10 protein-coding genes and 1 pseudogene are annotated in these 12,049 nt (G+C 69.1%); 7 read left to right on the top strand and 4 right to left on the bottom strand.

Going from position 1 to position 12,049, the window contains the following annotated elements; genetic code table 11:
• Nucleotides 1–318: 318 nt before the first annotated feature.
• The 4 genes from AB0D57_RS33210 to AB0D57_RS33195 all read left to right on the top strand — a co-directional run bounded on the left by AB0D57_RS33210 (nt 319) and on the right by AB0D57_RS33195 (nt 4,789).
• A complete protein-coding gene (locus AB0D57_RS33210; protein ID WP_362081601.1) occupies nt 319–2,874 on the top strand; it encodes a sensor histidine kinase KdpD in 2,556 nt (851 codons plus the stop codon).
• The gene (locus tag AB0D57_RS33205) at nt 2,871–3,554 is read left to right on the top strand and encodes a response regulator (RefSeq protein WP_362081598.1); all 684 of its coding nucleotides are present in this window, start codon (nt 2,871–2,873) and stop codon (nt 3,552–3,554) included. Before AB0D57_RS33210 ends, AB0D57_RS33205 begins: the two co-directional genes overlap by 4 nt.
• A gap of 77 nt (nt 3,555–3,631) precedes the next feature.
• A complete protein-coding gene (locus AB0D57_RS33200; RefSeq protein ID WP_362081595.1) occupies nt 3,632–4,030 on the top strand; it encodes an OB-fold nucleic acid binding domain-containing protein in 399 nt (132 codons plus the stop codon).
• Nucleotides 4,031–4,033: 3 nt separating this feature from the next.
• The gene (locus AB0D57_RS33195) at nt 4,034–4,789 is read left to right on the top strand and encodes a DUF3159 domain-containing protein (RefSeq protein WP_362081592.1); all 756 of its coding nucleotides are present in this window, start codon (nt 4,034–4,036) and stop codon (nt 4,787–4,789) included.
• A gap of 262 nt (nt 4,790–5,051) precedes the next feature.
• Here the strand turns inward: AB0D57_RS33195 and AB0D57_RS33190 are convergent, their stop codons facing one another.
• Nucleotides 5,052–5,729, bottom strand: a complete 678-nt coding sequence (locus tag AB0D57_RS33190; RefSeq protein ID WP_362081589.1) for a TrkA family potassium uptake protein — start codon at nt 5,727–5,729, stop codon at nt 5,052–5,054.
• Nucleotides 5,729–6,400, bottom strand: a complete 672-nt coding sequence (locus tag AB0D57_RS33185; RefSeq protein ID WP_362081586.1) for a TrkA family potassium uptake protein — start codon at nt 6,398–6,400, stop codon at nt 5,729–5,731. The genes AB0D57_RS33190 and AB0D57_RS33185 overlap by 1 nt, the downstream gene beginning before the upstream one ends.
• 456 nt (nt 6,401–6,856) lie before the next feature.
• Here AB0D57_RS33185 and AB0D57_RS33180 point away from each other — a divergent pair, with 456 nt between their 5' ends.
• Together AB0D57_RS33180 and AB0D57_RS33175 are read left to right on the top strand one after the other, a co-directional pair.
• A complete protein-coding gene (locus AB0D57_RS33180; RefSeq protein WP_362081583.1) occupies nt 6,857–8,905 on the top strand; it encodes an APC family permease in 2,049 nt (682 codons plus the stop codon).
• A 74-nt stretch (nt 8,906–8,979) separates the two neighbouring features.
• Nucleotides 8,980–10,308, top strand: coding sequence for a TRAM domain-containing protein (locus tag AB0D57_RS33175; protein WP_362081580.1), 1,329 nt, complete (start codon nt 8,980–8,982; stop codon nt 10,306–10,308).
• A gap of 305 nt (nt 10,309–10,613) precedes the next feature.
• Here the strand turns inward: AB0D57_RS33175 and AB0D57_RS33170 are convergent, their stop codons facing one another.
• Entirely contained in the window at nt 10,614–11,081 is a 468-nt protein-coding gene (locus AB0D57_RS33170) for an AMP-binding protein (protein WP_362081577.1), read from the bottom strand.
• Between AB0D57_RS33170 and AB0D57_RS33165 the strand changes: the two genes are divergently transcribed.
• On the top strand, nt 11,074–11,484 hold the full coding sequence (locus AB0D57_RS33165; RefSeq protein ID WP_362081574.1) for a DoxX family protein: 411 nt from the start codon (nt 11,074–11,076) through the stop codon (nt 11,482–11,484). The two genes, AB0D57_RS33170 and AB0D57_RS33165, sit on opposite strands and share 8 nt — an antisense overlap.
• 16 nt (nt 11,485–11,500) lie before the next feature.
• Here AB0D57_RS33165 and AB0D57_RS33160 read toward each other — a convergent pair.
• Nucleotides 11,501–11,635 (bottom strand): annotated as a pseudogene (locus AB0D57_RS33160) (sigma factor-like helix-turn-helix DNA-binding protein); the annotation flags it as partial.
• Nucleotides 11,636–12,049 lie beyond the last annotated feature (414 nt).

Below are 12,049 nucleotides of genomic sequence, written 5' to 3'. Positions count from 1 at the left end.
CGGTGAGCGGGGTCTGGTGCGTGCGGCTGCAAGGCGGAGGAGGGCGTCGATGCGGAGCATCGGCAACCGACGACAACGCCGCAGATGCGCGTGCCGGACCCCGCGTCCGCGGCGTGATCCACGACAGGCCCTAGCCCGGCCGGGCGCTCGGTGGCGACCGAGGCGCCCGGCCGACGTCCCTGGTCACCCCATATGTCGCGGCGCGCATCAGGGTTGTGTCAAAGAGGGCTGTCGACCGACCCGCTGCCCGATATGTCGAGATTGTTGGCCGTAAGGTCGACGCTGAGTACAAAGCGGTGACGGGAAGACAATAGGACCATGGGACGCGGCAAGCTTCGGATCTACCTGGGCGCGGCGCCGGGCGTCGGCAAGACGTACGCCATGCTGTCCGAGGCGCACCGCCGTATGGAGCGGGGCACCGACTGCGTGGTCGCCTTCGTGGAGCACCACAACCGGCCGCGCACCGAGGTGATGCTGCACGGTCTGGAGCAGATCCCCCGCAGGGACCTGGAGTACCGGGGCGGCGCCTTCACCGAGATGGACGTCGACGCCGTGCTGGAGCGTGCCCCGGCCGTCGCCCTGGTGGACGAACTCGCGCACACCAATGTCCCCGGTTCGCGCAACGCCAAGCGCTGGCAGGACGTGGAGGAGCTGCTCGCCGCCGGGATCGATGTCGTCTCGACCGTCAACATCCAGCACTTGGAGTCGCTGGGGGATGTGGTCGAGTCGATCACGGGCGTACGGCAGCGGGAGACGGTGCCGGACGAGGTCGTACGGCGGGCGGACCAGATAGAGCTGGTCGACATGTCGCCGCAGGCGCTGCGCCGCCGGATGGCGCACGGCAACATCTACAAGTCGGACAAGGTCGACGCGGCGCTGTCCAACTACTTCCGTCCCGGCAACCTCACCGCGCTGCGCGAGCTGGCGCTGCTGTGGGTCGCGGACCGGGTCGACGAGTATCTGACCGAGTACCGCAGCGAGCACCGGGTCTCGAAGATCTGGGGTTCGCGGGAGCGGATCGTCGTCGGACTGACCGGTGGTCCGGAGGGGCGCACGCTGATACGTCGTGCCGCGCGGCTTGCGGAGAAGGGCGCGGGCGGCGAGGTGATGGCCGTCTACATCGCCCGCAGCGACGGCCTGAGCTCGGCCTCACCCAAGGAACTCGCCGTCCAGCGCACCCTGGTCGAGGATCTCGGCGGCACCTTCCACCACGTCATCGGCGAAGACGTCCCCTCGGCGCTGCTCGACTTCGCGCGTGGTGTCAACGCCACGCAGATCGTCCTCGGCTCCTCGCGCCGCAAGACCTGGCAGTACATCTTCGGACCGGGCGTCGGCACCACCGTCGCCCGCGAGTCAGGTCCCGACCTCGACGTCCACATCGTCACCCACGAAGAGGTCGCCAAGGGGCGGGGCCTGCCGGTCGCGCGGGGTGCGCGGCTGGGCCGGTCCCGGATCATCTGGGGCTGGCTGGTCGGCGTGGCAGGCCCGATCGTCCTGGCACTGCTGCTGAACACCGTCGATCTCGGTCTCGCCAACGACATGCTGCTGTTCCTGGCGGTGACGGTGGCGGCGGCGCTGCTCGGCGGGCTCTACCCGGCGCTGGCCTCGGCCGCGTTCGGCTCACTGCTGCTCAACTACTACTACACGCCGCCACTGCACCGGCTGACGATCGCCGACCCGAAGAACATCGTCGCCATCGCGATCTTCGTCGGCGTCGCCGTCTCCGTGGCCTCGGTGGTGGACCTGGCGGCCCGCCGCACCCACCAGGCGGCCCGGCTGCGCGCCGAGTCGGAGATCCTCTCCTTCCTCGCGGGCAGTGTGCTGCGCGGCGACACCAGTCTGGAGGCCCTGCTGGAGCGGGTCCGGGAGACGTTCGCGATGGAGTCGGTGGCGCTGCTGGAGCGGGAGAGCGACGTCGACCCGTGGACCTGCGCGGGCAGCGTCGGACCGCAGCCGTCCGTCCGCCCCGAGGATGCCGACGTCGACATGCCGGTCGGCGACAACATGGCGCTCGCCCTGTCCGGCCGGGTGCTGCCCGCCTCCGACCGCCGGGTCCTGGCCGCGTTCGCCGCCCAGGCCGCGGTGGTCCTGGACCGTCAGCGGCTCCAGCTCGAGGCCGACCAGGCAAAGGAGCTGGCCGAGGGCAACCGCATCCGTACGGCGCTGCTGGCCGCTGTCAGCCACGATCTGCGTACCCCGCTGGCCGGCATCAAGGCGTCGGTGTCCTCGCTGCGTTCGGACGACGTGGAGTGGTCGCAGGAGGACCAGGCGGAGCTCCTGAAGGCGATCGAGGAGGGCGCCGACCGCCTCGACCACCTGGTGGGCAACCTTCTGGACATGTCTCGCCTGCAGACCGGCACGGTCACCCCGCTGATCCGCGAGATCGACCTCGACGAGGTGGTCCCGATGGCGCTCGGCGGCGTACCCGAGGACAGCGTCGAGCTGGACATCCCGGAAAGTCTGCCGATGGTCGCCGTCGACGCCGGGCTGCTGGAGCGCTCGGTCGCCAACCTCGTCGAGAACGCCGTCAAGTACAGCCGCGTCGACGACCGTGTGCTGGTGTCGGCGAGCGCCATGGCCGACCGGGTGGAGGTGCGGGTCGTGGACCGCGGCCCGGGTGTCCCGGACGAGGCCAAGGAGCGTATCTTCGCGCCCTTCCAGCGATACGGTGACGCTCCGCGCGGTGCCGGTGTGGGCCTCGGTCTCGCGGTCGCCCGCGGCTTCGCCGAGACCATGGGCGGCACCCTCAACGCCGAGGACACCCCCGGCGGCGGACTCACCATGGTCCTCACGGTCCGGGCGGTGGACGGCCGGCCCGAACTGGCCACGACAGCAGACCTGGCCACGGCAACAGCAGAAAGGCAGGCTTCATGACCAGGGTCCTCGTGGTCGACGACGAACCGCAGATCACCCGAGCCCTCGTGATCAATCTGAAGGCACGCAAGTACGAGGTCGACGCGGCCCCCGACGGAGCCACCGCGCTTCAGCTCGCCGCCGCCCGGCATCCCGACGTAGTCGTCCTCGACCTCGGGCTGCCCGACATGGACGGCGTCGAGGTGATCAAGGGGCTGCGCGGCTGGACCCGGGTGCCGATCCTGGTGCTCTCCGCCCGGCACTCCTCCGACGAGAAGGTCGAGGCGCTCGACGCAGGCGCCGACGACTACGTCACCAAGCCCTTCGGGATGGACGAGCTGCTGGCCCGGCTGCGCGCCGCCGTCCGCCGCGCGGAGCCCACTCGGGAGGGCGAGGACGATGTCGTCGTGGACACCGAGGACTTCACCGTCGACCTGGCGGCCAAGAAGGTCCACCGCGCCGGACGCGATGTCCGCCTGACCCCCACGGAGTGGCACCTCCTGGAGGTCCTGGTCCGCAACACGGGGCGCCTGGTCAGCCAGAAGCAGCTGCTCCAGGAAGTGTGGGGGCCGTCGTACGGCACGGAGACGAACTACCTGAGGGTTTACATGGCGCAGCTGCGCCGCAAGCTGGAGGTGGACCCCTCACATCCGCGGCACTTCATCACTGAGCCGGGGATGGGGTATCGGTTCGAGAAGTGAGCCGGGGCGTTGGTCGCCGGTTCGAGCGGGGGCGTCGCGGGTACGTTGTTGTCGGCGCACCCCGGTACGCTTTCGGTATGAGTGCTGTTCCTCGTTCCGAAAAACCGGCGGGCCGGTTCCGGCGCATGATGGACCGGCTCTCCTCGTCCCGGGAGGACCTGGAGTCCGAGGAGCTGCGGGAGGACGCCGAGACCGCGGGTTGTACGCGGATAGGCGACTGCCACGACCGACAGATCGTCACGGTTACTGGTACCTTGCGCACGGTCACTCTGCGGCCACGCGCCGGGGTCCCGGCCCTGGAGGCCGAGCTGTTCGACGGCTCGGCGGCACTGGATGTGGTCTGGCTCGGCCGACGTTCCATCGTCGGCATCGAGCCCGGGCGCAAGTTGATTGCATCGGGCCGCATTTCGATGAGCCGGGGCCGTAGGGTGCTGTTCAATCCGAAGTACGAACTCAGACCGCTTGGACGGGAGTAGCCGGTGACGTCGCTCGACAAGCCGACCCAAGACGCCCAGCAGGATGCGAGGGCGGTGACCGAGGCCGCGCTCTTCGAGGCGTTCGGCGGCCTGCGGGGCATGGTCGAGACGGTGCTGCCCGGCCTCCTCTTCGTCACCATCTTCACGATCAACAAGGACCTGCACTGGGCGGCGATCGCCGCCCTCGGGGTGTCCCTGTTGCTCGTCGTGGTGCGCCTCGTGATGCGTGACACCGTCAAGCACGCCTTCAGCGGCGTCTTCGGCGTCGCGTTCGGCGTGGTCTTCGCGATGATGACGGGCAACGCGAAGGACTTCTACCTGCCGGGCATGCTCTACACGCTCGGCCTGGCCATCGCCTATATCGTCACGACCCTCGCGGGCGTCCCCCTGATCGGCCTGATCCTCGGCCCGGTCTTCAAGGAGAACCTCTCCTGGCGCACCCGCAACCCCGGCCGCAAGAAGGCCTACGCGAAGGCCAGCTGGGCCTGGGGCCTGATCCTGCTCGCCAAGTGCGCGATCCTCTTCCCGCTCTACTGGTGGGCCGACACCACTCAACTGGGCTGGGTCCTGATCGCCTTGAAGATCCCGCCCTTCCTGCTCGCCGTCTGGCTCACCTGGGTGTTCCTGGCGAAGGCACCGCACCCCATCGACGTGTTCGCGGAGATGGAGGCCGAGGAGCAGGCCGAGAAGGAGCGCAAGGCCGCCCTCGCGACGGAGGACGCCGAGGCCACGGCCGGGCGTCACCGCCGGGACGCGTAGTTTCCCGTACGACGTTGGGGGCGCCCGGAGATCTCCGGGCGCCCCCAACGTCGTATCCCCTGGAAGAGAATGCGTTGGCCGGGTGTGTGCGCCGGCGTCAGAATCTCCGGCCGAGGGGCCTGATCTCCGGCCGAGGGGCCAGATCCTCGGCCAAGGGGCCTGTTTCGCTGGTGGGGAAGCCTCCGCCGTCGGACTGCCGTCAGCAGTGAAGCCTCCGCGGGACTGCCCGCGGAGGCTTCACTGTCAGGGCTGACAGCGGGGTTCAGCCCGTCGCGTCCTCGCGGCGGACCGAGAGCAGGTCCTCCAGCTGTTCCTCGCGGGCCTGGGCCGCCACGAAGAGGAGTTCGTCGCCCGCCTCCAGGGAGTCCTCCTGGGAGGGGGTGAGGACCCGGGTGCCGCGGATGATCGTCACCAGGGAGGTGTCCTCGGGCCACTCGACGTCGCCCACCTGTGTGCCGGCCAGGGCCGACTCCGGCGGGAGCGTCAGCTCGACCAGGTTCGCGTCGCCGTGGCTGAAGCGGAGCAGCCGGACCAGGTCGCCGACGCTGACGGCCTCCTCGACGAGGGCCGACATCAGGCGCGGGGTGGAGACGGCGACGTCGACGCCCCAGGCCTCGTTGAACAGCCACTCGTTCTTGGGGTTGTTGACGCGGGCGACGACCCGTGGGACCCCGTACTCGGTCTTCGCGAGCAGCGAGACGACCAGGTTGACCTTGTCGTCACCGGTGGCCGCGATGACCACGTTGCAGCGCTGCAGCGCCGCCTCGTCCAGGGACGTGATTTCGCAGGCGTCGGCGAGCAGCCACTCCGCCTGCGGGACGCGCTCGACCGAGATGGCGGTCGGCGCCTTGTCGACCAGCAGGACCTCGTGCCCGTTCTCCAGCAGTTCGCCCGCGATCGAGCGGCCCACGGCGCCGGCACCGGCAATGGCGACCCTCATCAGTGACCGCCTTCTTCTTCAGGTCCCTCGGCGAACGACGCCTCGACCTTCTCGACGTCGTCCGTGCGCATCATCACGTGCACCAGATCGCCCTCCTGCAGCACGGTCTGCGAGGTGGGCAGCATCGCCTCGCCCAGCCGGGTGAGGAAGGCCACGCGCACGCCGGTCTCGTCCTGAAGGCGGCTGATCTTGTGGCCGACCCAGGCCGAGGAGGCGTGCACCTCGGCGAGCTGCACCCCGCCGGTGGGGTCGCGCCACAGCGGCTCGGCGCCCGAGGGCAGCAGACGCCGCAGCATCTGGTCCGCCGTCCAGCGGACGGTGGCGACGGTCGGGATGCCGAGGCGCTGGTAGACCTCGGCGCGGCGCGGGTCGTAGATGCGGGCCGCGACGTTCTCGATGCCGAACATCTCGCGGGCCACCCGGGCGGCGATGATGTTCGAGTTGTCACCGCTGGAGACGGCGGCGAACGCGCCGGCGTCCTCGATGCCCGCCTCGCGCAGGGTGTCCTGGTCGAAGCCGACTCCGGTGACACGACGGCCGCCGAACCCGGAGCCCAGTCGTCGGAAGGCGGTGGGGTCCTGATCGATCACAGCGACCGTATGCCCCTGTTGCTCCAGGGTCTGGGCGAGAGCGGAACCCACTCTTCCGCAGCCCATGATGACGATGTGCACGACCGTCCTTCCGAATGTAAATGGTTACGGCTCAGGCTGAACAGGGTCTCAGACCGTCGCCCAAGCTACACACACGCGGTCTGCCGGGGGCACCCCTGTGCACGCTCGCCTGCGAGTTCTCGGCGACGGGGTGATCAGCGGCGGCTGATGCTGCGCACGCTCAGAAGAGTCAGGACCGCCAGGCCGACGAGTCCGGCGGCGGCGCCGATGAGCTCCGCGGTCGCATGCATGGAACCTCCAGGACGGTACGGGGTGGACTTTTGTCATATAGGCACGTGGATCTCCACGACTGCGGAATCCGCAGCGGGACCCGTCCCGGATTTCACCCGGAGAGCAGATGGAGAGCAGATGAAGATCGATCGGGGAGCGGACGGGGGGGCGCTCGAGGTGCGTTCGCGGAGGGGGTGTGAGACGGCGGGTGGGCTACCACCCGTTCGAACGCTTACGATCCTGTGCGTGTCCAAACTGACCGACGTGCCCAAACGGATCCTGATCGGGCGCGCACTGCGCAGTGACCGGCTCGGAGAAACGCTCCTGCCGAAGCGCATCGCACTCCCCGTCTTCGCCTCCGACCCGCTCTCCTCCGTGGCCTACGCACCCGGAGAAGTGCTGCTGGTCCTTTCCATCGCGGGCGTGTCGGCCTACCACTTCAGCCCCTGGATCGCGGTCGCGGTCGTCGTACTGATGTTCACGGTCGTGGCGTCGTACCGGCAGAACGTGCACGCGTATCCGAGCGGCGGCGGCGACTACGAGGTGGCGAACACCAACCTCGGTCCCCGGGCCGGCCTCACCGTCGCCAGCGCGCTGCTCGTCGACTACGTCCTCACCGTCGCCGTGTCGATCTCGTCCGGCATCGAGAACCTCGGCTCGGCGATCCCGTTCGTGATCGAACACAAGGTGCTGTGCGCGGTCGCCGTCATCGTGCTCCTCACGCTGATGAACCTGCGCGGGGTGAAGGAGTCCGGGAAGCTCTTCGCGATTCCGACGTACGTCTTCGTGGCGGGCGTCTTCATCATGATCGCGTGGGGCGCCTTCCGCGGGCTCGTCCTCGACGACACCATGAAGGCGCCGACCGCCGACTTCCACATCGAGCCCGAGCACCAGGGTCTCGCGGGCTTCGCGCTCGTCTTCCTGCTGCTGCGCGCCTTCTCCTCGGGCTGTGCGGCGCTCACCGGCGTCGAGGCCATCTCCAACGGCGTCCCCGCCTTCCGCAAGCCCAAGTCGAAGAACGCGGCGACCACGCTCGCGATGATGGGTCTGCTTGCCGTCACCATGTTCTGCGGGATCATCGCGCTGGCCATGGCGACAAACGTCCGGATGGCCGAGAACCCGGCCGCCGACCTGATCCACAACGGCGTGGCGGTCGGCTCCGGCTATGTCCAGAATCCGGTGATCTCGCAGGTCGCCGAGGCGGTCTTCGGCAAGGGCAGCTTCCTGTTCATCGTGCTGGCCGCCGCCACCGCGCTGGTCCTGTTCCTCGCCGCCAACACCGCGTACAACGGTTTCCCGCTGCTCGGCTCGATCCTCGCCCAGGACCGCTACCTCCCGCGCCAGCTGCACACCCGCGGCGACCGCCTGGCCTTCTCGAACGGCATCGTGCTGCTCGCGCTGGCGGCCGCGCTGCTCGTCTGGGTCTACGGCGCCGACTCGACCAAGCTCATCCAGCTCTACATCGTCGGCGTGTTCGTCTCCTTCACGCTCAGCCAGACCGGCATGGTCCGGCACTGGAACCGCCATCTGCGCACGGAGACGGACCAGGCCAAGCGCCGCCACATGGTCCGCTCCCGGGCGATCAACACCTTCGGCGCCTTCTTCACCGGCCTGGTGCTGGTCGTCGTACTCGTCACGAAGTTCACCCACGGCGCGTGGGTCGCGCTGCTCGGCATGGTGATCTTCTACGCGACGATGAGCGCGATCCGTAAGCACTACGACCGGGTCTCCGAGGAGCTCGCCGCCCCCGAGGGCCCGTCCGACGACAGCGTCCGCCCCTCCCGTGTGCACTCCGTCGTACTGATCTCCAAGATCCACCGTCCGACACTGCGCGCGCTCGCCTACGCCAAGCTGATGCGCTCCGACACCCTCGAAGCGCTCAGCGTCAACGTCGACCCGGCCGAGACGAAGGCCCTGCGCGAGGAGTGGGAGCGGCGCGGGATCGACGTACCGCTGAAGGTCCTCGACTCGCCGTACCGCGAGATCACGCGCCCCGTCATCGAGTACGTGAAGGGCCTGCGCCGGGAGTCCCCGCGCGACGCGGTGTCGGTCATCATCCCCGAATACGTGGTCGGCCACTGGTACGAGCACCTGCTGCACAACCAGAGCGCACTGCGGCTCAAGGGCCGACTGCTGTTCACGCCCGGTGTGATGGTGACCTCCGTGCCCTATCAGCTGGTGTCCTCCGAGGCCGCGAAGCAGCGGGCCGGCAGGCGGCAGGACTGGAGCGCGCCGGGTGCGGTGCGCCGTGGACCGGCGGAGGAGCGTCCCAAGGAGCCCAGCGCGAAGAACTGACGACGTCGGTGAGCACGTAGACTGGTGGGCTGTTGTCCGGCCGTTCCCCCTTTCTCATCTGGAGTCACCCCGCCATGCAGGCAGAACCGAAGAAATCGCTGGTGGGGGAGGAATACGAGGTCGAGGTCGGCCCCGTGGCCCATGGGGGGCACTGCATCGCCCGTACGACCGAGGGCCAGGTGCTCTTCGTCCGGCACACCCTGCCCGGCGAGCGCGTCGTGGCGCGTGTGACGGACGGCGACGAGGGCGCGCGCTTCCTGCGGGCCGACGCCGTCGAGATCCTGGACGCGTCGAAGGACCGCGTCGAGGCCCCCTGCCCCTACGCGGGTCCCGGCCGCTGCGGCGGCTGCGACTGGCAGCACGCCAAGCCGGGGGCGCAGCGCCGCCTCAAGGGCGAGGTGATCGCCGAGCAGCTACAACGGCTCGCGGGTCTCACGCCCGAGGAAGCGGGCTGGGACGGCACCGTGATGCCGGCCGAGGGCGACAAGCTGCCGGCGGGTGAGGTGCCGCAGTGGCGCACACGCGTGCAGTACGCGGTGGACGCCGACGGCAACGCCGGTCTGCGCCGTCATCGTTCGCACGAGGTCGAGCCGATCGAGCACTGCATGATCGCGGCACCGGGCGTCAGCGAGCTGGGCATCGAGCAGCGTGACTGGTCCGGCATGGAGTCGATCGAGGCGATCGCGGCGACGGGGTCGCAGGACCGCATGGTGATCCTGGAGCCCAAGCCCGGCGCCCGCCTGCCCCTCGTCGAGCTCGACAAGCCCGTCTCCGTCATGCGTGTCGAGGAGAAGGACGGCGGCATCCACCGCGTCCATGGCCGTGCGTTCGTGCGCGAGCGCGCCGACGGACGTACGCACCGCGTCGGCAGTGGCGGCTTCTGGCAGGTCCACCCGATGGCCGCCGACACCCTGGTCAAGGCCGTCATGCAGGGCCTGCTGCCGCGCAAGGGCGAGATGGCGCTCGACCTGTACTGCGGTGTCGGCCTCTTCGCGGGCGCCCTCGCGGACCGCCTCGGCGACAAGGGCGCGGTGCTCGGTATCGAGTCGGGCAAACGCGCGGTCGAGGACGCCCGGCACAACTGCGCCGACTTCGACCGCGTCCGCATCGAGCAGGGCAAGGTCGAGGCGGTCCTCCCGCGCACCGGCATCACCGAGGTCGACCTGATCGTCCTCGACCCGCCCCGCGCCGGCGCCGGCAAGAAGACGGTCGAACACCTCTCGTCCCTGGGCGCCCGCCGTATCGCCTACGTGGCCTGCGATCCCGCTGCGCTGGCCCGCGATCTGGCGTACTTCCGCGACGGCGGGTACAAGGTGCGGACGCTGCGGGCGTTCGATCTGTTCCCGATGACGCATCATGTGGAGTGCGTTGCCATCCTTGAGCCGGCGGTTAAGGGCTCCTGACCTGCGATTTTCCTCGCGCACATGATGTGCGGTGTGGGGGTTACGGGCGATATCCAGACGCTGGAACGACGCTCATTCGACGCTTTTTCTGGCGGGGTGTCAGGTTGGCGGCCAAGCTGCTGAGGCCGGTTGCGCCTGACGTTCGCTTTTCCGCGTGGTGGGACCTGGTTGCCTCGCGGACGGACGTGTCCAGCCTCGTCAGGAGACGCCGCAACGCTGGGGTCTCATCGCTCTCCTCGGAGATCGTCCAACGGCCCTCCGCATCGAACGGCCAAGCATGCGCGTAGGCGTCGACATCGAGCAGGTCACGCAGAGCTTCGCGACTGGCCGGGGGAGGCGGCGGAGTCCGTAGCGGCGAAGCCGAGCGGGTCGATCCGTGCCGTGTACGCCTCGGTCCACTCAAGCCATTCCACGCCGACCGCCGGAGCCGGCGCCTCATCGGCCCGTGTGCGGGCTGACAGGCAGAAGCCGCGGATCACGGGCACCACGCCCGCAGGCAGGCAGGCAGGCAGACAGGCGAGGGTGAGGACCACGAACTCCCAGCCGTTGCCCAACTGCACGACGATCCGGTCGCCCGCCGCGATACCCAGGTCCAGCAGCCGTACGGCGGCGTCTGCCCGTTCGGCGAGTTCCGCGTGCGTGAAGACGCAGGCCGGCGGTTCAACTCGGTCATCCTCTGAACAAGCGGTTCTTCGGTGAGCAATACGGATTCGGTCGCCGTACAAGTCGAAGAATCCGAAGAAGTCGAAGCACCCAGGAGTACCGATGAACATCCCGCGCCTGAACGACTGGCTCGCCACGCGCCAGCCCCTTGTACTGGGCCTGTTCCGTATGGTCCTGGGTCTGCTGTTCACCACCGAGGGCGCCGCCACGGTCTTCGGGGTGCTGGACCGGAAGGCGAGCCCGGTGGGCGACTGGCCGTTCTGGTACGCCGGAGTGATCGAGCTGGTCTGCGGCGTTCTCGTGCTCCTGGGGATCGCCACGCGCGGGGCGGCGTTCATCAGCTCGGGCATCATGGCCTTCGCCTACTTCACGGAGCACCAGAAGGACGGACTCTTCCCGTTGCAGAACGGCGGACTCGCCCCGGTGCTCTTCTGCTGGGGCTTCCTGCTCCTGGTCTTCGCCGGGCCGGGGGCCCTGTCCCTGACGGGCCTGACCAGGCGGCCGACGGCCTGACCCTCTGGCGCAGGGAGCGCACGGCGCAGAAGAGACGGGACTTGACGGTGCCCAGGGGGACGTCGAGCACCCAGGAGGCTTCCTCGGCCGTCCAGTCGAGGAAGTCCGTCTCGTAGAGCACCTCCCGGTGCACCGGAGAAAGAGACTTCATGGCGTCGGTCACCACCAGGGAGGACAACACGCTTTCGATCTCGTCGAATTCGGAGATCTCCTGGGCGAGTACGTCCGAACCGTCGTGAGCCAGAGGATGATCCGTCTCCTTGCGGCGCCCGTCGATGACCAGGTTGCGGGCGACCGCGAACAGCCAGGGCCGCAGCATCGCGCAGTCGTTGGCCGCAGGCGGTGCGCCCGCACGGCATACCTGCCGGTGAGAGCCAAGGGATGTCGGAGCCGAGCGCGATCACATCCGCCAGGAGCCGCGTGTGCAGCTCCGGCATGTCCGTCACACGGCTGCCCGGGTGCGGGAGGCGAGCTCGGGGAAAGCGTCTTCCCATACGGCGCGCACGGTGCGACCGATGAGGGTGCGCAGCACCGGCTACATCTGGAGGAGCAGATCCTTTTCTCC

It is taken from the genome of Streptomyces sp. NPDC048275, from assembly GCF_040652275.1.
Classification (GTDB): Bacteria; Actinomycetota; Actinomycetes; order Streptomycetales; family Streptomycetaceae; genus Streptomyces.
Note: the sequence above shows the minus strand (reverse complement) of the source record. Positions and strands in the feature narration are given on the sequence as shown.